This is a genomic window from Halomonas huangheensis (assembly GCF_001431725.1).
Classification (GTDB): domain Bacteria; phylum Pseudomonadota; class Gammaproteobacteria; order Pseudomonadales; family Halomonadaceae; genus Halomonas; species Halomonas huangheensis.
This window is the reverse complement of sequence record NZ_CP013106.1, coordinates 3,408,507-3,429,415: the sequence shown is the minus strand read 5'-3', so window position 1 is coordinate 3,429,415 and position 20,909 is coordinate 3,408,507. Positions and strand designations below refer to the sequence as shown.

Sequence of the window (20,909 nt, the reverse complement as noted above, 5' to 3'; positions counted from 1 at the left end):
GACTAGCAATGGAGACGCTGGTGTCGTGGTGTGACACTCACTTCGCCAGCGATATACAGGACAAGGAAGGTAACGCAGGGCTCATGTGGTCATCCTGAATCAAGGGTTGATCGAGTCATACGCCAAGTCGTCATTGCGGAGTCATTATGGACACCACCCCTGGCCTTTGCTCACCGAGTGAGGCGAGCAGGCATGCGTCGGTGCATGCCTTGCTGAATTGCATCATCAAGGAACTGGCCATTCCCGATCGGCTACTGGAGTACCAATGGCCGGAGAATACTCAGGGTCTTCCATCAAACGATAGATACTTTTCGTTACATGTTAATTTTCCGTTACATATCCATTGGTCAGAAAAACTTTCACTATTTGTTCTGGTTGACCGTAAGTCAACTATTGGTAGTCAGTATTATTGCTCTGAGTTATATATAAAGTCATTTTTTGATGATGAGTGGAGAGTTCCGGAGTTTGAGGCTCTGGTGGCCACGCTATTGGAAACCTGTCCTTTGCCGGGTAACTCGCTTAATACAGAACTTGTCGGGCAAATCATTCAAAGTCAGCAAGTAATGCACGATATTCTGCAGCATGCTGATAACCATCAGAAATACCGGCCCCTTGATGACTATGCCCGCAGCGAGCAGGGCTTGTTGTTCGGTCATCCCAACCATCCCACACCCAAGGCCAGACAATGGCCAAATCTGGCGAATGCTCATCGTCAGGCGCCCGAGTTCGGTGGCGAGACGGCCTTGCATCAGTTCGAGGTGCCGCGTGATGGGCTGTGTGTCGAGACCAACCGCATCACGGAGTCTCAGGCGCTGGCCGAGGTAGCGAGCCAGAGTTGCAGTTCTGGCGACGATCGAGCCGTGATCAGTATGCATCCGGTACAGGCCGAGCTGTTCCGCCGCGACCCGCGTACTGCCTCGCTGCTGCAGGATGGCGTGATTCGTGACCTTGGCGCGACGGGGCTGGTGGCGAGGCCCACGGCATCGATGCGTACCTGGTATATCGAGGACCATGGCTATTTCATCAAGGGCTCGCTCAACGTGCGCATCACCAACTGTGTGCGCAAGAACGCCTGGTATGAGCTGGAGAGTACTCTGGTGGTGGATCGCATCATGCATCACCTGGTGCAGCGCGAGGATCCGGCATTGGCGCGCTTATGTGTCGCTCGTGAACCGGCCACGCTGTACTGGTCTCCAGAGGGCGAGGACGAGGAGACGCGCAGCTGGTTCCGCGAACAGACAGGCATCATCCTGCGCGAGAACTTCTGCCGCGAGCAAGGCGCCTCTCGTTGCCTGATGACAGCCACATTATTTGCCCGTGATACGCGGCTGGTACCGCTGGCGATGGCCTTCCTTGCAGGAGATGGCGAAGGGAACAAGCTCCCCAGTGGACTACATATCCTCAGCTGGTTCCGAGACTACCTGGCGGTGTTGATGCAGCCGGTACTGGCGTTGTTCTTCCGTCATGGCATCGTCATGGAGCCGCACCTTCAGAACTGTGTGCTGATTCATGATCAAGGCCAGCCGCATCATGTCCTGTTGCGTGACTTCGAAGGCGTCAAACTCACCGAGGACAAGGGCATCGACTGGCTGGCTGGAGAGAGCAATCTGCATCCACGGGTCCGGCAGTCGTTGACCTACAGTCGTGAGCAAGGCTGGAACCGCATCGCCTATTGCCTGTTCATCAACCATCTCTCGGAAGCGATTCTGGCGCTCAGCTGGCAGCGACCGGAGCTCGCCGATGGCCTCTGGGAATTGGTGCGCGAGGAACTACTGGCGGTTCGTGAGCGGCTGGACATTGCTACCCCCGAGCTTGATCAACTGCTCGATGGACAGCCGATTCCCTGCAAGACCAATTTCAAACTGCGCCTGCTCGCTGAGGCCGATCGCAGGGCCCAGTACGTGCAATTGCCCAATCCCTGGTGTCGGGAGGTGGCACATGCCTGAGTCATCCGTGATCGATACGCCGATGAGTGCCGATACGCTACCGAGCCGCCTGCTTGATGCGATCGAAGTGCAGCGTCAGCAGTTGTCCGACCCGATGGCGGCGTTCTTCTATGACTTGAGTGCATTGTCGGATCATGCGCGCAGGCTCAAGCACGGGCTGCCGGAAGGTGTCGAGCTGTACTACGCGATCAAGGCCAACAGCGAAGCGCCAATCCTCGAGACGCTGGCACCGATCGTTGACGGCTTCGAGCTGTCTTCCGGCGGCGAGATCGCGCGTGCCTGTGGTTGCTCGCATCCACGCCCCTGGGTGTTGTCCGGCCCCGGCAAGCTGGATTCGGATATGCGTCAGGCCATCGACAACGGCATTGAGGCTTTCCATATCGAAAGCCTCGGCGAGATTGCGCGGTTGCAGGAGATCGCCCGCGACAGGGGGCGGCAACAGGCGGTATTGCTGCGTATCAATCCCTCATTGCCCGATACGTTGTCCAGCCGACTGCAGATGGCCGGGGCGCCGACACCCTTCGGTATCGACGAGACCGACCTGGCCGAGGCAGTCGAGGCCGTGGACAACGCCAGCCACCTGCAGCTGGTGGGCTTTCATATCCACGCCATGTCGCATCAGAAGGAGGTTGCCCGTCATCAGCAGTTGATCGGCTACTACCTGTCGCGCTGGCCAGAGTGGCGTGCCTTGGCTCGCGAACCCGACGCTCTGGTGCAGCTTAACGTTGGCGGCGGTATTGGCGTTGATTACAGCTGCCGACAGCAATTCGATTGGTCGGCGTTGTGCAGTTGGCTGGATGGACAACTGCGCGCGATGCATAACCCGCCCCGGTTGCGCTTCGAGATCGGGCGCTTCATCTCTGCCTTCTGTGGCTATTACGTGATCGAAGTGCTGGATCGCAAGTTCAGCCATGGCGAGGGCTTCCTGGTCTGCCGTGGTGGCACCCACCAGTTCCGACTGCCGGCCGCGCAGTCCCATGATCATCCGCTGATTCATCTGCCGCAGGCTGTCGATGAGACAGCTGGCAATGCCGGTGAGCCAGAAAGCTGGACGATCGTTGGTCAGCTATGCACGCCCAAGGATGTGCTCAGCCGTGACCAGCAGTTGTGGGATGTGGCGGTCGGTGACCTGTTGGTGCTGCCGCTGGCGGGAGCCTATGGCTACAACATTTCCCACGCCGATTTTCTGTGTCATCCACGCCCGGAGCAGCATTTTATTCAGGGGGCTTGTTCTCCGGAAACTGGTTCCCCGGAGGCTGGTTCCCAGGAGCGGAAGGCGGTGAGCGAGCCGGATGAACGGAACGAACCGAGCGATACCCAGCGCGCAACCAGTATCGGCGAATCTGCGACTACAGCCTGATCCTGAACGATCCAGGGTGTCAGCAGCAGACACACACCAGTTATCGAGGTGATTCATGTCTTTCGAGAACATGCAGCCAGCGCGTGATCCTGCCGATCCGCGTGAGACAAGTATTGAAGTTCCATTTACCGCTAGTGCGCAGTGGCGCCACCATGCCCGTGTCGAGCAGCGCGTCATCGGCCAGTTGCTGCAGACACTGCTCTACGAGCAGGTGCTCAGCTACAGTGAGTCGTCGATATTTCCCCGTAACGATCCACAAGGCCAGGGGAGTGACGGCAATCGCCGCTTCCTGATCGAGATTGCTGACAGTCTCTATCAGATCGACGGTTGGCTATGCGACAGCTTCGAGCTGATCCGCCTCGACTATGCGTCGATATGCATCGTCACACCTGATGGCGCGGAGCAGGCACCGAGCTTCCAGCGTCTGGTCATTGATCTGAAAGCACAGCTCGGCAGCGACGCCATGCAGCCCGGCTTCATCAATGAGCTGGAGCAGACGCTGGTCAAGGACGTGCAGTCCGCCGCCTGGCAGTTGCAGGGCACCGAGAATCCGCAGCAACTGGATGCCGATGCGCTTGAGCACTACTTCACCGATGCCCACAGCTACCATCCCTGCTACAAGTCGCGGCTGGGTTTTTCTCTGCAGGACAACCGTCGCTATGGCCCGGAGTTCGCGCTGCCGATTCGCCTGTTGTGGTTGGCAGTGCCGAAGCAGTTGGCACATTGCTCCAGTGTCGACCGCATTGCCACTCGGGAGTTTGTTGATGCAGAAGCCGGTCCCGAAGTGCTGGCACGGCTCACGACCTGGCTGGATCGCCGCCAGCTGACTCGCGATGAGGTGGTGCTGATTCCGGTCCATCCCTGGCAGTGGTCCCACATTACTGTGAGTACTCTGTATCCAGAGCTGGCTAGTGAAGAGATCTACTGCCTGGGGCAGGGCGAGGCAATCTATACCGCTCAACAGTCGATTCGTACCCTGGCACCACGCGAGCGGCAGCGGCCCTACGTCAAGTTGTCGCTGAGCATCACCAACACCTCCAGCACACGGATTCTGGCCCGACATACCATCACCAATGGTCCGATCATTACCCAGTGGCTGCAGCAACTTGTCGCCACCGATGACACCGCCCGCGGGCTGGGTTTCGCTATTCTCGGCGAAATTGCTGGAGCGGCGCTGGATGAGCGAGCCTTCGATACCTCGCGCTATGCCGGTGTCTACGGCACGCTCGGCGCGATCTGGCGTGAGAACGTCAGCGGTTACCTGCGTGCCGGAGAGCAGGCGGTGCCACTGAACGGATTGAGCCAGCAGCAGCGCCATGCTGACGGCTCGCTGAGCCCCTTCATCCAGCCCTGGATCGAGCGCTATGGGCTCAAGGCCTGGACACGTCAGTTGGTGCAGGTCAGTGTGCTGCCGATCATTCATATGCTGTATGCCGAAGGGTTGGGCATGGAGTCACATGGGCAGAATATCGTGGTGATCCACCGCGACGGCTGGCCATTGCGCATCGCCATCAAGGACTTCCATGATGGCGTACGCTACAGCCCGCAACATCTGGCGCGCCCCGAGTTGGCTCCTGAGTTGGAGCCGTTACCGGCCAGCCACGCAGCACTCAACCGCAACTCCTTCATCATCACCGACGATGTCAATGCGGTGCGCGATTTCTCTTGTGATGCGTTCTTCTTTATCGCTCTCGCCGAGATGGCAATCTTCCTGCGTCGCTATTTCGCGCTGGAGGAGGGCGATTTCTGGGCGATGACTGCCGATGTCGTTGTCGCCTATCAGCAGTCGCATCCTCAGCATCATGAGCGCTTCGAGCTGTTCGATGTATTTGCGCCAACCTATGACGTGGAAGCCCTGACCAAGCGCCGCTTGTTCGGTGATGCCGAGTTGCAGGCACGCGTGGTGCCCAATCCGCTGGCACCGTTCAAGCCTGCTGCCGATCGCACCAAACAGGCGACCAGCGAGTCCGCGGAGGCCATATGCTGAGAGCCAATAAGCTCAAGCAAGCGCTGGCCGAGAACGGTGAGGTTCCTATCCTCAGCTACGGCGTAATGGCGTCGATACCGGCCGCCGCTTCCATCGAGTTGATCGCTGAGGCCGGCTTCGATTTCGTGGTGATCGACACCGAGCATGTGCTGATCAACCCCGAGACCATCGAGCACATGATTCGTACTGCGGAAAGCTACGATCTTACGCCACTGGTACGTGTCGCCGACAGCGATCCCAAAGCCATATTGAGACTGCTCGATGCCGGTGCCCAGGGCATCGTGCTGCCCAATGTCGAGGATGCCGAGACGCTGGAACGAGCAGTGGCCGCCTGCCGCTATGCACCGGAGGGCAATCGTAGTCTCAATGCCGGACGGCCCGGCTCCTTTGGCAAGTATCCGCTGAAGGATTACGTGGCTCGCGCCAATCAGCAGATCATGGTGGTAGCGATGATCGAGAGTCGCGCAGGCGTCGACAATATCGAGGCCATTGCTGCTGTTCCGGGGCTTGACCTGATCCTCGAGGGAGCGGCGGATCTGTCCCAGTCGCTCGGTGTCAGCTGGCAGACCGGACATCCTGAGGTTATCGAGTCCCTGCAGTACGTCGCCGACTGCGCCCAGCGTCATAGTGTCGCCTACTGCGCCTTCCTTCGCGAATCTCAGACCCAGTCTCAAGCCCAGGCTGATTGGCGTGCCAGGGGGGTACATACCTTCATGCTTGGCGACGAGCGTGGCATCGCCTTCCGTGCATTGAGCAGCGCCCTTGCCAGCGCCAGAACAGCTTCAGGAGCCAATGAGTCATGAACTCAATAACTGAACCGACGAATGCAGAGCAGATGAATACAGCCACTGATATGACAAGCACCACCAATATGACCAGCACCACGATAGACGCAGCAGAATCCATGCAGACACGCAGCGCGCAGCAGTATGCCGAGAATCAGTTGTTGCAGGCGTTGGTCGATGGTCTGTGGGTGGAAGGCTTCTTCGATGGCACCGATGGAGAGTGGCTGGCGCTTGAGCAGGCGCAGTCGCTGCTCGGCAGCTTGCCCAGGGATTTGTCTGAGCGCTGGCTACTGACCGAGCAGCCGCAGAGCCGCTTGTGGCGCTGGCAGCATGATGAAGGGCACGCGCTGGTCATGTTGATGCAGCCGGGGATTACTCAGGCCTGGGAGAAGGTGCCCGGCAGTCAGGTATTCCACCAGCAGAGCAGCGGTGAGCCGTCATGGTGCGCGCTGGCGCCCAGGCAGTTGATGCTGGAGATCTTCAAGGGCCAGAACGTCCCCAGTGAGGAGACGCTGGAAGCAGGAGAACTGGGCTTGGGAGAACAAGTATTTCTCGAGGCACTGAGGGTCAGTGAAGAGCAGACCGCGCTGTCGGTGGATCATCGTGTCGATACGCGTAGGTTGCTGGAACGCTCATCGGCGGAATTCTTCACCATCATGGAGCAGTGGGCCTCGCTGCTGGATCGCCCCTATCACCCCACCGCCAAGGCCAAGCAGGGCCTGAGCAATGACGAGTATCACGCCTACATGGCCGAATTCGCCCAACCGATCGCGTTGCGTTGGGTGGCGATTCCCCGTGGGCAGATGACCACGGGAGCAGGGGTCGATGATAGCGATATGGGCCCCGCGGCCTGGATGGCCGATGCAACGACGCAAGGTGCCCTGAAAGCCGCGCTGGAGCAGCAGGGGCTGGCGGATAGTCATATCGCCATTCCCGTGCACCCCTGGCAGCATCAGCATGCACTGCCGAAGTGGTTGGACGAGGCATTCAAGGCCGGGCAGTGTGTGACACTGGAGGTTGAGTCATCGCCATGGCTGGCAACGTCATCGCTGCGTTCGATGGCTCCGATGGACAGCTCGGCACACTTCCTCAAGCTGCCGATGGCGATCCACTCACTGGGGGCCTCGCGTTACCTGCCGGCAGTGAAGATGCTCAACGGCGACCTCAGTGCGAGTCTGCTGCATCAGGCGCGGGAGAAGGATGAGCGCCTGGCGGAGTCGCTGTATCTGTGTGATGAAGGCAAGTGGTGGGCGTTCATGCCGCAGGAGGCGACGTTATTTGATGAGGCACCACGCCACCTGTCGGCGATGGTGCGTAGTTATCCCGAGCAACTGCTGACGGATTCGACCTACCGCCTGATTCCCATGGCGGCGCTGGGCACACCGCTGCCTGAGGGCGGTCATCATTTCTTCGATGACTGGTTGGCGCACCGTGGCCTGGAAGCTTCCTTCGAGACGGTCACCGGCCTGTTCGCAGAACTCTGTCAGTGTTTCTTCGAGCTCAATCTGCGCATGTTCCGGCTCGGTATGCTGGCCGAAGTCCATGGCCAGAATGCCGTGCTGGTGTGGAAGGATGGCCAGTGCGATGGCCTGCTGCTGCGCGATCACGATTCGCTGCGTATCACCGTGCCGCGTCTTGAGGAGCATGGTATGCAAGATCCTTGTTACTGCATCAAGCCAGGGCACTCCAATACCCTGTATCACGACGACCCCGAAGCGTTGCTGTTCTGGATGCAGACGCTGGCGATTCAGGTCAATCTACGCGCGATCATCGACACCGTGGCTGGCCACTATGCGATCCCTGTGACGACATTGTGGGCGACCATGGCCCAGGTGATCGATAGCCAGATCGAGCAGATTCCATTCTCTGCCGAGGATCGTCAGCTACTGCGCAGTCAGCTGTTGGAAGCCGAGGACTGGCCTTACAAGCTGCTGATCGCACCGATCATCGAGCGTGCCGGCGGCCCCGGCAGCATGCCGTTCGGTACCGGGCGTACCACCAACCCGTTCCAGCGTGTAGCGGCGACTACGCCGATGGCCACTCCGAGTGTTACGCCACAAGCGACGGCGGATGCCGTGGATACCGCAACGGCCTGATGTGAAGGCGGCCCTCGCTGAGGGCTTGCAGATGGCCAGCAGAACCCCGCTGAAAATGCGGGGTTCTGCTGTTTCAGGCTGGATGGTTGCCGTTGTCTTGGGACGACTAATGCAGCGGTGAGCGCTTCCCGCCTAAACCACCGTTATTTAAACCATTGCGGAAACTCCGCCATCAGCTCCTGACGGCGGCTGTCTTCCTGCTGCTGTTTCTCCAGCGCCTTGTCCGCCAGTTCAGTGGCTCGGTGGGGCGGAATGACGAATAGCCCATCGTCGTCGCCGAGGATAAGGTCGCCGGGGTTGATGGTGACGCCATCGATGGCGACTGGTGTGTTGATCTCGCCTTCCAGCTGTAGCGCACGAGTGGTCAGTGGGCTGGTGCCGCGGCTGAATACCGGCAGGTCGAGCTGGGAGAGGTGCTTCCAGTCGGTGATCGACCCTGATGTCACCACGCCTGCCAGTTGCTTGCGCAGCGCCGCGTAGGCACGCAGCTCCCCCCAGCAGGCACGGCGCTCGTCACCGGACATATCGATCACCAGCACATCGCCGGGACAGGCCATCTTCAGCGCCTCGCGAATGATGCTGCCGTCGATATGCGGGATACGTACCGTCAGCGCTGTGCCGAGCATGCGTACCGGGCGGCGCACTGGCGTCAGCGAGCTGATCGCGCCGAAATCGCTGAAGTGGCCGAGAGTAGAGGTATCGATCTCGGCGAAGCGCGCCAGATCTTCCGCACTGAAGGTGGTGGCGCGCGGCTGGATATGAAACATCAGTCACGGGTCCTGTAGAGCAGGTAGACGAAGAAGGGCGCACCGATGCCGGAGACAAAGATGCCTGCTGGCAAGTCGCGCGGCAGGAAGGCGACGCGGCCCAGTAGATCCGCATACAACAGAATCAGTGCTCCGGTGAGGGCGGCAACCGGCACCAGACGCGCAAAGCTACGCCCAACCAGACGACTGGCGATATGCGGCGCAATCAGACCGACAAAACTCAGCCCACCGGCGTAGGCCACCGCCGCACCGGCCAACGCTACGCTACAGCCGATCAAAACCAGGCGACTGCGGGCGACATTGACCCCCAGCCCTATCGCGACCAGATCACCGAGACGCAACGCATCCATGTGCCGGGCATGACTCAGAGCCAGCGGAATGCACAGCAGCAGCCACGGCAGCATGCCTAGCACATCGCGCCACTGGGCGGCATAGATACTGCCGGTCAGCCACACATAGGCATGCATCGCCGCGGCATCGTCGCTGATGACGATCAGCAGCGTAGTCACCGCACCCATGGCGGCGGAAAGGCCGATACCGACCAGCACCATGCGCCCCGGCGTGACCCCCTTCTTCCATGCCAGCGAGAACACCAGCAGCATCGCCGCCGCGGCACCGAGCATAGCGGCAGCAGGCAGCCAGACGATACTCAGCGTGCCGCTCAACAGCGCGAGGAATAGTACCGCCAGCAGCGATGCGCCGCTGGTGATACCGATCACATCCGGTGAGGCCAGAGGGTTGCGCACAATGCCCTGGAGGATGGCTCCGGCGACAGCGAGCGCCGCGCCGACCAACACCGCCAACAGGATGCGTGGCAGACGCAGCTCCCAGACGATAAAGGCGATATCGCTCTGCGAGGGCTGCGCCAATGCCTTCAGCACCGTCGAGAGTGAAGTTGGATAACTGCCCAGACACAACGAGACAAGGACACTGGCCAGCAGTACCAGCGACAGAGCCAGGGTAATGCCGATGACTCGGCGGCGATCCGAGGTCTGTTGGTGATGGTCGGATAGGGCGAGAGACTGACTCATGATCCGCTGGCCCCCCGTCGAGCGAGGTGGATGAACAGCGGCGTGCCGAGTAGCGCCGTCATGATGCCTACCGGGACTTCCTGGGGCGGCATCAGGAAGCGCCCCGTCAGATCAGCAAGCAGCAGCAGACTGGCGCCGAGCAGGGCGCAGCCGGGCAGCATCCAGCGATGGTCGAGCCCGAAGATGCCGCGGGCCATATGCGGCACGATCAGGCCGACGAAGCCGATCATACCGGCGATGGCCACCGAGCTGCCGGCGAGCAGGATGACCACCGCGCCGAGCAGTAACTTGATGGTGCCGACATTGATACCGAGCCCGGTCACCATCTCATCGCCGAGCATCAGTGCATTGGCGTGGCGCACCAGGCAAGCACACAGCACCAGCGCAATGGCAAACAGTGGCAGTAACGGCTCGAGGGAGGCGAGATCACGGCCCGCCACCGAACCGGCCAGCCAGTAGAGTACGCTCTCGAAGCCCTGTTGGTCGGCAATCAACAGCCCCTGACTGAAGGACACGAACAGCGCGGTTACCGCGACACCCGCCAACACCACGCGCAACGGCGACAGCTCACCATGGCGCCCACGGCTGAGCAGGAACACCAGCAACGCCGCCAGGCAGGCACCGGCGAGCGCCGCCCACACATACTCGGCGGGGGAGCGCAGATGCAGGATCGACACCGAGACCACGACCAGAAACATCGCCCCGGCGTTGATGCCCAGAATGCCGGGCGAGGCCAGCGGGTTGCGGGTCATGGTCTGCATCAGCGCCCCGGCAATGGCGAGGCTGGCGCCCACCAGGCTGGCCACCACCGCACGCGGCAGACGCTCGGAGAGCAGGATGATGTGATCAACCGACGTCGGGTCGTAATGCCACAGCGCTGTGCCAAGCGTCGAAAACGGTATTGGCGTGGTGCCCAGTGCCACGCTGGCAATGAAAGCACTCAGCGTCAGCAGCGCGCCCAGCAGTAGCCCGAGGATCTTCCATGAGCGGTGGTTTAGTCCGTTAGTCATTGCTTTCCACTTCTCCACCTTCTGCCGCACCGCGTAGCGGCATCTGCCGGGCACTCACTTCAAGGCCAGTCTGCTGGAGACCCTGTTCTTTAAGACCCTGCTCTTGAATATCGGGTTCTTGAAGACCGGACCCGTGAAGATCAGGTTCTTGTAAATGGTAGTGAGCATAGAGATCGTCGAGCATATTGTTGGCGGCGAGGATACCGCCACCCATGATCCAGTTGACGGCGTTGACCTCGTAGACGCGACCGGCCTGCACTGCATCGAGCTGTTGCCACAATGGATGCGATGACCAGTGGCGATAGTTCTCCATGATCGCTGGATCATTCGGGTCGAGCAGCAGGAACAGCACATCGGCATTCAGCACCGGGATGTTCTCCTCGCTGGAGAGCTTCATGCCCCAGCCTTCATCCTGGATCGATTCCGGTTGCGTAAAGCCAATCTCATCGAGAATCGAGCCCGCGAAACCGGTGCTGTAGATGCGCACGTGGTCACTCTTGAAGCGCACCACGGCGGCTTTCTGTGGCCAATCATCGCCTAGTTGGTCGGCGATCCTGCTGCGGAAGTCGGCGATGCGTGCCTGCCAGTCGGTCAGCAGTTGATGGGCGCGTTCCTCCCGACCGGTCGCCTCGCCCATCATCAACAGCGTGTCCTTGAAGTCGAACACCTGGCGCTGGGCCACGGTTGGCGCGATGCGTTCCAACAGCGGACGAACCCGCTCATGGCGAAAGTGAGTGGCGATGATCAGATCCGGTTTGAGCCAGGCGATCTGCTCCAGGTTGGGCTGGGTCTCGAGACCAACATGATTAACGTCCTGCAGCGCGTCGCGCAGGTAACGATACATGGGCTTCTCGAGCCATGAATCCACCACACCAACCGGGGTGATACCCAGCGCCACAGCGGTATCGGTGGCTCCCTGATAGAGCGTGACGATACGCTGTGGCGTGCCATCAATCGCAGTCTCGCCAAAAGCGTTGGTAATGGTGCGCTGGTCGCTGGTACTGGATCGATCACTGGTTGGGGTGGCGGTGCTGGTCTGGCCTGATGCCGGCAAGATGAGTACCAGCAAGATGAGCGCCAGTAAGGTGAGCAACAGCGGGCGACACGCCAGTCGCGGTATCTGGATCATGAACGGGTCCGGCAGGGAGCAGTTGATGGCGCGGCGGCCTCCTTTGGAGACTCACGGCGCAGCGTCAATGCCAATGGAATCATGCAGCAGGTCAGCAGCGCCAGCGCGATGAACGCCTCACTGGATGCCAGTGAGCTGGCCTGTGGCATGGAAGCGCCGCCTGCGAGTGCCTGGCTGACCCGAAAATCGTAGAACAGTGACAACGCGACCACGCCCAGCGACGACACCAGCCGCCGCGCAATATTATTCATCGCCGAGCCCTGGGCGATGCTGCCATCCGGCAGGGCATTGAGGCCCACCGTGGTCGATGGCAGATAGGCGAATCCCTGACCGATACCGCGCAAGCCCATCAGGATGGCCACCACCCACAGCGGTGCCAACTGGCTCTGCAGGCCCATGCCGAACAGGCTGCCCGCTGTGACCACCAGGCCAGCGGCTACCACCCAGCGTGGCGGTTTACGATCGATCATGCTGCCTGCCAGTGGAGAACAGCAGGCCGCGGCAATCGCGGTGGGCAGGAAGATCATCCCGGTGGTCAAGGCGCTGAAGCCGAGTGCATGCTGCATCCACAGCGGTATCAGCAGAATGCAGCCAAAGGTCACCACAGCCTGCACACAGGCGATGATCACACTGGTGCGATAGCCGGAAACGGCGAACAACGACAGATCAAGCAGCGGCTGCTCGACGCGGCGCTCGACACTGACAAAGGCAATCAATAGTCCGATTCCCAGCAGCAGCGGAACGGCATGATCGAGACTGCGCAGGTCGTCCAACGACGAGGTGGTGCCGAGGCTGAACAGCACCGCTCCCATCCCCAATGTGACCAGCACAAAGCCCGGTAGATCGAAGTGCCGCTGACGATTGGCGCCGCCGGGCTGGAGGTAGAGGTGACCACAGATCAGTGCGGCGAGCGCGAAGGGCAGGTTCATCACGAACAGCATGCGCCAATGGCTGACTTCGAGCAGCAGCCCGCCGACACTGGGGCCGATGGCTGGCGCAATCATCACCGCAAAACCCCAGATGCCGCTGATCCTGCCGCGTTGCTCGGAGGGATAGCTGGCGAAGATCAGCGATAGCGACAGCGGAATCATCAGCCCCGCGGCAATGCCCTGAATGCCTCTGGCGAGCAGCACTCCAGTGAGTTGCTGAGCCATGGCACCCAATAACGAGCCAGAGAGAAACAGCCACAGGCCGAGTAGATAGATGCGCCGACGACTGAAGCGGTCGGCGAGATAGCCGGTCAGCGGCATGGTCATGCCCATGCTGATCAGAAACAGCGTCACCACCCAACTGACCTGAATGGCACTGGCATCGAAGACATTCATCAGTTCAGCGATGGCCAGATTCAAGGCACTGTTGTTGAGGCTCACGGTGAAGGTACCCAGCAGAACGCTGATCAGGACCTTACTGCCGTGCTGCGATTCTATCGGCATGAGCGTTGCAGAAACTCGGACAAATGAAAGGGCGATACGAGCGGCAGATCGACACCCGTGGAAGATCAATCAGGCGCGAAAGCATCGCATAGAGCAAAAGATAATGCAAAGCATTATCAATTGAGTGAAGTCGCAAGTGCAGGGTTCACACCGACTGCCGCAGCGCGGCAGCCGGTGTTTGATGAGCAGGCGAGGTAGTTCAGGCAATCCCGGAAGCACTGAAGAAATCGCCGAGCGTATTCAAGCGCAGGCTCTTTTCGTACAAGACCTAGAAATCCATCGCCCAGGTCAATGTATAAGTCCGGCCTCGACCTTGGAAGTCATACAGATACTCGGGACCGTAGTAGGGCGCATAGAACATCGCCGCGCGCTGGCCCCAGACGGTGGAGTACTCTTCGTCGAGCAGGTTGGCGATGCCCAGACTCAGGGTGCCGATCTCGAAGTCCTGACTCACTGCCATATCGAAGGTGGTGTAGCCATCGATCTGATGCTGCTCGTCGTCCTCGAGGTTATGGGCATGGTTGAGCTGCAGGCGAGCGTTGCGGCCATTCTCGAAGTCCTTCCAGCCGACGAAGGCCGTGGCAGAGGACAGCGACGCATAGCGGGCATCACGCTTCTCCCAGTCCCCATCGATCTCCTGCTCCGAGCGTACCAGGTTGAGCGTGCCGCCGACCTCGATGCCATGGTCGAAGTAACGGGTCACAGCCGCTTCCAGGCCGTAATCGCGCGTCTTCTCATCAACCAGGCTGACACTCAGGTCTTCGGCGTTCTCGATCACCTTGTCCGACCAGGCGTAATACAGCGCCGCCTGGGTCATCCAGTCGGCGTTGTTGAATCGCCAGCCCAGCTCGACCTGGTTGGTCTTGATCGCATCCAACGGGTTCTCGTCGACACTGACATCCGGGCTCTTGCCGTAATACTTGGCAGGATCGGGCAGTTCGAAGCCCTGGCTGAACTGCAACCAATTCTGGTTGCCATTGCCCCAGTCATAGAGCGCGCCGGCATTGAGCAGTGTGGCGTTGTAGTCGTTCTCGCCACCCGGCACAGTCTTGAAGTCCTCGACTTCAACATCGGTATGTTGCTGGCGCACGCCGCCGGTCAGGGTCAGCGCATTGGTGACATTCCACTCGCTCTGCACAAAGGCGGCATAGGTATCGACCTGATAACTCGGGTAGCGCGGGTCGACACTGGTCTTTTCCTGCACCAGGCCGCCACTGGAATTGCTGGCCGCCATATCAAAGCCGGTCTGGTCGGCATCGAAAGATTCACGATCCATATCCAGGCCGTAGTTCAACGTCACACTGTCACCCAGTTCCGCTTCGAACAGCGTCTTGAGGCCACCGAGATTGGTGTCCTGCTTTGAGGCGAAGAACTGGTAACCACCTGCCGCCGCATAGGGGAAGGAGTGGAAGCTGGCTTCTTCCTGGCGGTAATAGGCCTGCAGATAGAAGTTCTGACCGAGCAGATCCGCATGGTGATACTGCAGGTTGACCATGCGTCGGTTGGTTTCCGGCACCTGGTCGGAGCGATAGCCATCGCGGATCTCGGCATCGTTCAGGTCTGGCACGGTAGCGTCGAGGTTGGGGAAGTAGACATCACGCTCGCCCTCAAAGCCCGAACGATACAGCTGTGCGCCCAGCGTCAGCGTTTGGTCTTCGGCCAACTGGACATTGAGGCTGCCCATGATGTCGATGGTGCGGTTGTCCTGGAGGTCGGTCTGCGAGATATCCGGGAATATCTCCTCGCCCTGGCCATCATAGAAACGGCCGTTGTCCTGATAGGCGACCGCCAGGCGTCCATTGACCTGCTCGCTGCCGCCGCTGACCGACTGCGCAAGACGGTACTGGGCATCATTGGAGTTGTTGAAGCCAGTGGTGACACCCGCCTCGGTGGAGAAGTGACGCTCCGCGCCATCGCCCTTGCGAGTGATGATATTGATCAGGCCACCAGTGGCCCCGCCGCCATACAGACTGGTGGCACCGGACAGCACCTCGATGCGCTCGATATTGAACGGATCGATGGAATCGAACTGACGCGAAAGCCCACGCGAACTGTTCATGGACACGCCGTCGATCAACACCTGCGCGGTACGGCCACGCATATTCTGGCCGTAGTTGGTGCGACCTTCAGGAGCGAGATCGAGGCTCGGTACCAGGCGGCCAAGGGCCGTCTTCAGATCCGCACCAGTCTGCATCTGGGTATCCAGCTGCTCGCGATCGATCACCCAGACCGCGCCGGGGATTTCACTGATTGCGCGTGGAGTGCGCGAACCGACCACCACCATGGTGTCCTGGGTCAGAGTTTCCGAGGCAGCGGCAGACGTCGCACCGACAGCGGTGGTGTTGCTGGAGCTCGTGGCTTGAGAACTGACGGCTTCAGCACCGACGGCTTGAGAGCTGGCGGCATCGGGGCTGCTGACAACGGTAGAGGACTGGGCAAAAGCCAGGCCGGGCACGGTGGTGGCAGCCACCAGTACCAGAGGAGTCATCCGGGATGTGTTCATGGTTTGCCTTGAAGGATCAGGGATAAATTGTGTTGTTATCGAGGGTGCCTGGGGCACTCATGCATCTCGAGTACGGGAAGGGATGCTGGCGGGGAATATACCGAATTGAGAATATAATGAGAAGTTTTAGCATTTAGGGTCGCGGATGACATTCCCTGGCAACGATCCCATGGGAGCAAGGGCAGGCGGCAATATGCCTGGAATCCCCTGGTGTTTAAAACTGCAAACTTCTCCCGGATACTTGGGTCTGAGTACCTGTCGTTCATCAGATGGAGAAGCTCATGACCAATGTGCGCATACTGCAACAGGGCACGATTCACTGCTTTCCCGCCGGGCTGAAGGACAGTGACGGCAAGCTCGTCAACGTCGAAGTGTCGGCAGTGGCGTACGACGGAAAGAGCCTGATGCTGGCCAGTGACAAGCCGATTCCCGGAGACGGGCGGTCTGCGGTGTTCAAGCTACCGCTCGACAGCAGTGGGCCGGACGACACCAGGCTGGAATACCTGACTCAGGAGCGCATCAAGCAGGCGGTCAAGTACGAGGACTTCGCACTGACCACCAACGGCCGCTACATGATCGCCACCACCGGTTTCGACCGTATCGACGACCATACGCATGACCTGAACGACTATAACCATCTGTTGATCTGGCCGGTTGGCGAGCCGCAGAAAGTCCAGGTGGTGGATCCCGACCCGCGTGATGGTGTGGAAGGATCGCTGGAGCTGCGCCGCAAGATGACCGCCGCCGTCGGCGAGCCCTACTACAAGATCGAAGGCCTCGCCGCGATCCCCAGCGACAAGGGCGATGGACTGTTGCTGTTCGGCATTCGCGAGCAGGGTAACGCACACGACGACTTCACCTATCAGCGCCGCGTCATCGGTGCCCACTTCATCATCAATGATGACCACAACCTGGAATTCATCGACGAACTGCACGACGTGTACAGCTTCGATCCCAGCGAACATGAAGGCGTGCGTTACGAGTGTGCCTTGTCGAGCCTCGAGTACGACCCGTATCACGGTCAGATGTATCTACTGACCAGCTTCGAGACCGAGATCGACGGCGAAGAGTTGATTGGTGGCTACCTGTGGGTGATGTCGCTGGAAGACTTCCACGACGGCAAGGAACCGACGCTAGTCACGCTGGAAGATGGCACCCCGCTGGAGTTCGAACACAAGGCAGAAGGCCTCGCAGTGCTCGACCGAGAGCGACTGTTCGTCGCCTATGACAACGACCGCAACCACCAGCTCGGCAGCGTCGACGAGCGAGACGAGCGCCACTCCTGCGAAGCGCTGTACACCATCCTCGGCCTCGCCCGAACCTGATGTGGGCAAAAGACAGAGCCTGCTGGCGCGAGAAAAGTTGTCGGATCATGGCCTTGCGCACTGGAAGCGCCAGGCAGCTTTGGGTATGATACTGCCCGCGTAGATTTGCTGGGCTGATCAACAGCCTGGCAACTATCGCCACCTTCCTCGCAAGACGGGCCTATAGCTCAGTTGGTTAGAGCAGGGGACTCATAATCCCTTGGTCGCTGGTTCGAGTCCAGCTGGGCCCACCATTAAAATCAGTATCTTACGAATTCTCTCTGGTGAGTCCCATAGTCCAAGGGTACAGTTTCGGTACAGTGCCGATCCTTCAGCCCCCTGGAGACTTTCATGGCCACCATCGTCAAGACCCCTGCCGGTAGCTGGAAAGCCGTTATCCGCAAGACCGGCTGGCCCACCACCGCCAAGACCTTCCGCACCAAACGAGACGCCCAAGACTGGGCACGCCGCACCGAAGACGAAATGGTGCGTGGTGTCTATATCCAGCGCAGCGCTTCGGAGCGCATGACGCTCGAAGCCGCGCTCAAGCGCTACCTGGCCGACGTCACACCCACCAAGAAGCCCAGCACCCAAAAGAGCGAGCGCCACAAGGCCAGCATGCTGACCGAGCACCTGGGCAAGTACTCCCTCGCGGCCCTGACGCCGGAGTTGATCGCCAATTTCCGTGACACCCGCCTGAACAGCATTGGTCATCGTGGCCAGCCGATCAGCGCCAATACCGTGCGCCTGGAGCTCGCCTTGCTTGGCCATCTCTATACTGTGGCCATCCAGGAATGGGGCCTCGGTTTGACTTACAATCCCGTTCAGAACATCCGCAAACCCAGCCCTGGAGAAGGGCGCGACCGGCGCCTGAGCGCCGACGAGGAGAAGCGCCTGTTCGCCGTGCTACGGCAGCACAGCAATCCCATGTTGGCCTGGATCGCCAGAATCGCCCTGGAGACGGGCATGCGCTCCTCAGAGATCCTGACCCTCACTCGCTCCCAGGTCGACGTGAAACGCCGCGTGGTGCGACTCACCGACACCAAGAACAACGAAGCCCGCCTGGTACCGCTGACTCAGGCCGCCACCGAGGTTTTCAAGCAGGCGCTGAACAATCCGGTGCGACCGCTCGACTGCGACCTGGTGTTCTTCGGTGAGCCCGGCAGGGATGGAAAGCGTGGCCCCTACGCCTACACCAAGCTCTGGAACCAAGCGAAGAAGAAGGCCGGACTCGATGACTTTCGCTTCCACGACTTAAGACATGAGGCAGTCAGCCGATTAGTAGAAGCAGGGCTATCTGACCAAGAGGTAGCGGCAATCAGTGGTCACAAGTCCATGCAGATGCTGAGGCGATATACACATTTGAGGGCAGAGGACTTGGTGGAGAAGCTGGATAGACTAAGGGAGATCTAATACATTAATAGCTTGAGAAAACTAGGTAGAACGATCAGGCGGATTCCGACCCTTAGCGGACGTGGCAGCAAAGGCAGCAGGTGCGTGTATTGGTATTATATAGCCACGTCAGTGGAAAAATATCGAAAAAACAATGGTTTGATGTGGAGGCATAAGAATGTTGAACGCGCCCGCTCGTTCAAGTCAATAAATGAGCAGGCTATCTAATACCTGTTAGGCAAGGTCAGCATGGATCAGATATCAAACTTCGGAGACCTGCGAACACTGAAATACTGCGCCTTTTGTGGCGGCGAAACTGGAACGAGGGATCACTGCCCATCGCGCGTTTTCCTTGATCAGCCTTTTCCAGAAAATTTGCCGGTGGTGCCCGCTTGCGTAGAGTGCAATAGTAGCTTTTCCAAAGACGAAGAGTATTTGGCGTGCCTAATTTCATGCGTTTTGGCTGGCACGACAGATCCAGATAGAGTTGGCCGCGAGAAAGTCGCAAAGATTCTTCGCAGAAAACATGCGCTCCGATCAAAACTTGAATCCTCGATAACTGTGATCGAAGGCAACATAATCTTTGAGCCAGAACATGATCGGGTGAAGGCAGTGCTGACCAAGCTAGCTCAAGGGCATGCGTTATTTGAGCTTCATGAGTCAGTTGCACGTGAGCCAGATGATATTTCCGTATTTCCACTTCTTTCTCTAACAGAACAGCAGCGCATAGATTTCGATCAGCCAGTCACTGCCGAAGTTTGGCCAGAAATAGGAAGTCGAGCTATGCAGCGCATGCTAACTGGACAAGATATGGATCCAACTGGTTGGATCGTTGTGCAACCGAATATGTATCGCTATGCGGCATCGGCAGTTGGTTATATTGAGGTTCGTATTATAATAAACGAATACGTCGGCTGCGTAGCGCAATGGGAATGATCCTAACAATGCCAGGCACGGCGACGGCTTTTCCGTTGCGGCTTTGCCTTCACTACAAAGCCGCGCGTGCTGGCGGCGTTATGCAGCAAGGAGAATTATGAGACAACAGTATCATTTTCGAAGCTCAGATGAAGGGCTGTTATCGTGGGATGTTTTCCGGCTAATTGAACTAGCTAAAGATTTTACAGTTATCGAAATCTCTCTAGCAGATATCAGTGAGTTAGACGAAGAATTTTGGTTTGAGCTAGGTGGTGAAAAACCAACCTGTAGAAATATTATAGAGCACACGAAACTCATCCAAAAAACTGACTTATCATACCCAATCATTCTGTGTCATAAAGGTAGGGTAATGGATGGTATGCACAGAGTGTGTAAGGCAGTGTTACTTGGTCACGATACAATCCGAGCAGTCAGGTTTCCTCAATATCTAGCTCCTGATCATGTTGGCATTGAAGCTGATGAGTTACCGTATTAGAAAGCTGCATAATAAACAGTTTAAGAGTGATTCGGCACGCATGGTATTTTCACTATGCGTTGATTTTAGTGATTAAGGTGGTCTGCGGAAGCATTGGTATTGCGTGCCTCACACCTTAATTGGGCGTTAGAGAGAGGAGGAACAGAATGGCCAGCAATATCCAGGAACATCTTAAACTAGGCGATAAGCTGAATTTCCATAATCAGCAGACGAGCGCGATCTCCATCCGCGTGGAAATGGAGGACGGTACGGAGGTTACGGCCACGCTCCACCCGGGCGCGGAAGTCAACGTGACAGTGGGCACGATGAACGTGAACGCATACATCAATGATGTGGACGCGGGCGATGGGTTGCGGGTGGTGCGGGATCAGTGACTGAGCGAGCTGACGGACTAGCTCTAACCATGCGCTGGAGGCGACGCTCGCACAGCTCGCGCGCCTCAGCACTGCGTTATATCAGAGACGCCTAAAAGGCAGCTTTTGGCCGATACCAGAACTTTAAGTTATGGGATTTATGTAGCGTGTAGTATGTTGTAGTAGCGTACAACATACTACATCGGCTGGAGGGTGAACGTCCCTCAGCAATAAATAGGGGAAATTTAGCGGCTAAAGTTTCCTCTGCTTTTCTGGTGTGAGCTCAGTGGTACGCATACTCAATACCATCTTCACTCTCATAGCAGTTCTCATACTAGTCATACTTTTTCAAGTGCTCATGTGCTTGAAATATTGTGGTTATAAAAAATGCCCCTCAAGTGC

General features: G+C 58.7%; 16 protein-coding genes and 1 tRNA gene. 11 read left to right on the top strand and 6 right to left on the bottom strand.

Translation table 11 applies throughout. The features are described from left to right. Positions 1–563: 563 nt before the first annotated feature. The 5 genes from AR456_RS14840 to AR456_RS14820 are packed head-to-tail and all read left to right on the top strand — an operon-like array spanning position 564 to position 8,174. Complete coding sequence (locus AR456_RS14840; protein ID WP_021818568.1) at positions 564–1,946, top strand: IucA/IucC family protein; 1,383 nt, start codon at positions 564–566, stop codon at positions 1,944–1,946. Beyond that, entirely contained in the window at positions 1,939–3,306 is a 1,368-nt protein-coding gene (locus AR456_RS14835; RefSeq protein ID WP_021818569.1) for a type III PLP-dependent enzyme, read from the top strand. Before AR456_RS14840 ends, AR456_RS14835 begins: the two co-directional genes overlap by 8 nt. A gap of 55 nt (positions 3,307–3,361) precedes the next feature. Next, positions 3,362–5,293, top strand: a complete 1,932-nt coding sequence (locus tag AR456_RS14830; RefSeq protein WP_021818570.1) for an IucA/IucC family protein — start codon at positions 3,362–3,364, stop codon at positions 5,291–5,293. Further along, positions 5,287–6,096 carry an HpcH/HpaI aldolase family protein gene (locus AR456_RS14825; protein ID WP_021818571.1) on the top strand — a complete coding sequence of 270 codons (810 nt, stop codon included), beginning with the start codon at positions 5,287–5,289 and terminating at the stop codon, positions 6,094–6,096. Before AR456_RS14830 ends, AR456_RS14825 begins: the two co-directional genes overlap by 7 nt. Next, complete coding sequence (locus AR456_RS14820) at positions 6,093–8,174, top strand: IucA/IucC family protein (RefSeq protein ID WP_021818572.1); 2,082 nt, start codon at positions 6,093–6,095, stop codon at positions 8,172–8,174. The genes AR456_RS14825 and AR456_RS14820 overlap by 4 nt, the downstream gene beginning before the upstream one ends. Positions 8,175–8,317: 143 nt before the next feature. Here the strand turns inward: AR456_RS14820 and AR456_RS14815 are convergent, their stop codons facing one another. The 6 genes from AR456_RS14815 to AR456_RS14790 all read right to left on the bottom strand — a co-directional run bounded on the left by AR456_RS14815 (position 8,318) and on the right by AR456_RS14790 (position 16,047). Next, on the bottom strand, positions 8,318–8,941 hold the full coding sequence (locus AR456_RS14815) for an RraA family protein (protein WP_021818573.1): 624 nt from the start codon (positions 8,939–8,941) through the stop codon (positions 8,318–8,320). Next, the gene (locus tag AR456_RS14810) at positions 8,941–9,972 is read right to left on the bottom strand and encodes a FecCD family ABC transporter permease (protein ID WP_021818574.1); all 1,032 of its coding nucleotides are present in this window, start codon (positions 9,970–9,972) and stop codon (positions 8,941–8,943) included. Before AR456_RS14810 ends, AR456_RS14815 begins: the two co-directional genes overlap by 1 nt. Continuing rightward, entirely contained in the window at positions 9,969–10,982 is a 1,014-nt protein-coding gene (locus AR456_RS14805) for a FecCD family ABC transporter permease (RefSeq protein WP_021818575.1), read from the bottom strand. The genes AR456_RS14810 and AR456_RS14805 overlap by 4 nt, the downstream gene beginning before the upstream one ends. Next, positions 10,975–12,111 (bottom strand): ABC transporter substrate-binding protein, encoded by a 1,137-nt coding sequence (locus AR456_RS14800; protein ID WP_021818576.1) that lies wholly within the window; start codon positions 12,109–12,111, stop codon positions 10,975–10,977. Before AR456_RS14800 ends, AR456_RS14805 begins: the two co-directional genes overlap by 8 nt. Next, positions 12,108–13,544: a DHA2 family efflux MFS transporter permease subunit gene (locus AR456_RS14795; protein WP_021818577.1), complete on the bottom strand. Its 1,437-nt coding sequence runs from the start codon at positions 13,542–13,544 to the stop codon at positions 12,108–12,110. Before AR456_RS14795 ends, AR456_RS14800 begins: the two co-directional genes overlap by 4 nt. 268 nt (positions 13,545–13,812) lie before the next feature. Next, the gene (locus AR456_RS14790) at positions 13,813–16,047 is read right to left on the bottom strand and encodes a TonB-dependent receptor (RefSeq protein WP_236995513.1); all 2,235 of its coding nucleotides are present in this window, start codon (positions 16,045–16,047) and stop codon (positions 13,813–13,815) included. A gap of 281 nt (positions 16,048–16,328) precedes the next feature. On the opposite strand from AR456_RS14790, the gene AR456_RS14785 reads away from it, so the two are divergent. The 6 genes from AR456_RS14785 (at position 16,329) to AR456_RS14765 (ending at position 20,528) form a co-directional block, all read left to right on the top strand. Next, positions 16,329–17,372 (top strand): hypothetical protein, encoded by a 1,044-nt coding sequence (locus tag AR456_RS14785; protein ID WP_021818579.1) that lies wholly within the window; start codon positions 16,329–16,331, stop codon positions 17,370–17,372. Positions 17,373–17,528: 156 nt separating this feature from the next. Continuing rightward, positions 17,529–17,605: transfer RNA gene (locus AR456_RS14780), tRNA-Ile, on the top strand. A 97-nt stretch (positions 17,606–17,702) separates the two neighbouring features. Beyond that, positions 17,703–18,764 (top strand): tyrosine-type recombinase/integrase, encoded by a 1,062-nt coding sequence (locus AR456_RS14775; RefSeq protein ID WP_021818580.1) that lies wholly within the window; start codon positions 17,703–17,705, stop codon positions 18,762–18,764. A gap of 228 nt (positions 18,765–18,992) precedes the next feature. After that, positions 18,993–19,679: a hypothetical protein gene (locus AR456_RS21335; protein ID WP_021818581.1), complete on the top strand. Its 687-nt coding sequence runs from the start codon at positions 18,993–18,995 to the stop codon at positions 19,677–19,679. 97 nt (positions 19,680–19,776) lie between these two features. Beyond that, positions 19,777–20,154 (top strand): hypothetical protein, encoded by a 378-nt coding sequence (locus AR456_RS14770; RefSeq protein WP_021818582.1) that lies wholly within the window; start codon positions 19,777–19,779, stop codon positions 20,152–20,154. A 146-nt stretch (positions 20,155–20,300) separates the two neighbouring features. Next, positions 20,301–20,528 (top strand): hypothetical protein, encoded by a 228-nt coding sequence (locus AR456_RS14765; RefSeq protein WP_021818583.1) that lies wholly within the window; start codon positions 20,301–20,303, stop codon positions 20,526–20,528. The last annotated feature ends 381 nt before the right edge of the window (positions 20,529–20,909 follow it).

What these genes read in the sequence shown, in the direction of transcription:
- AR456_RS14805 (WP_021818575.1), bottom strand. Translation starts at nt 10,982, where the DNA reads ATGACTAACGGACTAAACCACCGCTCATGGAAGATCCTCGGGCTACTG.
- AR456_RS14785 (WP_021818579.1), top strand. Translation starts at nt 16,329, where the DNA reads ATGACCAATGTGCGCATACTGCAACAGGGCACGATTCACTGCTTTCCC.
- AR456_RS14790 (WP_236995513.1), bottom strand. Translation starts at nt 16,047, where the DNA reads ATGAACACATCCCGGATGACTCCTCTGGTACTGGTGGCTGCCACCACC.
- AR456_RS14840 (WP_021818568.1), top strand. Translation starts at nt 564, where the DNA reads ATGCACGATATTCTGCAGCATGCTGATAACCATCAGAAATACCGGCCC.
- AR456_RS14800 (WP_021818576.1), bottom strand. Translation starts at nt 12,111, where the DNA reads ATGATCCAGATACCGCGACTGGCGTGTCGCCCGCTGTTGCTCACCTTA.
- AR456_RS14825 (WP_021818571.1), top strand. Translation starts at nt 5,287, where the DNA reads ATGCTGAGAGCCAATAAGCTCAAGCAAGCGCTGGCCGAGAACGGTGAG.
- AR456_RS14835 (WP_021818569.1), top strand. Translation starts at nt 1,939, where the DNA reads ATGCCTGAGTCATCCGTGATCGATACGCCGATGAGTGCCGATACGCTA.
- AR456_RS21335 (WP_021818581.1), top strand. Translation starts at nt 18,993, where the DNA reads ATGGATCAGATATCAAACTTCGGAGACCTGCGAACACTGAAATACTGC.
- AR456_RS14810 (WP_021818574.1), bottom strand. Translation starts at nt 9,972, where the DNA reads ATGAGTCAGTCTCTCGCCCTATCCGACCATCACCAACAGACCTCGGAT.
- AR456_RS14820 (WP_021818572.1), top strand. Translation starts at nt 6,093, where the DNA reads ATGAACTCAATAACTGAACCGACGAATGCAGAGCAGATGAATACAGCC.
- AR456_RS14765 (WP_021818583.1), top strand. Translation starts at nt 20,301, where the DNA reads ATGGCCAGCAATATCCAGGAACATCTTAAACTAGGCGATAAGCTGAAT.
- AR456_RS14815 (WP_021818573.1), bottom strand. Translation starts at nt 8,941, where the DNA reads ATGTTTCATATCCAGCCGCGCGCCACCACCTTCAGTGCGGAAGATCTG.
- AR456_RS14830 (WP_021818570.1), top strand. Translation starts at nt 3,362, where the DNA reads ATGTCTTTCGAGAACATGCAGCCAGCGCGTGATCCTGCCGATCCGCGT.
- AR456_RS14770 (WP_021818582.1), top strand. Translation starts at nt 19,777, where the DNA reads ATGAGACAACAGTATCATTTTCGAAGCTCAGATGAAGGGCTGTTATCG.
- AR456_RS14795 (WP_021818577.1), bottom strand. Translation starts at nt 13,544, where the DNA reads ATGCCGATAGAATCGCAGCACGGCAGTAAGGTCCTGATCAGCGTTCTG.
- AR456_RS14775 (WP_021818580.1), top strand. Translation starts at nt 17,703, where the DNA reads ATGGCCACCATCGTCAAGACCCCTGCCGGTAGCTGGAAAGCCGTTATC.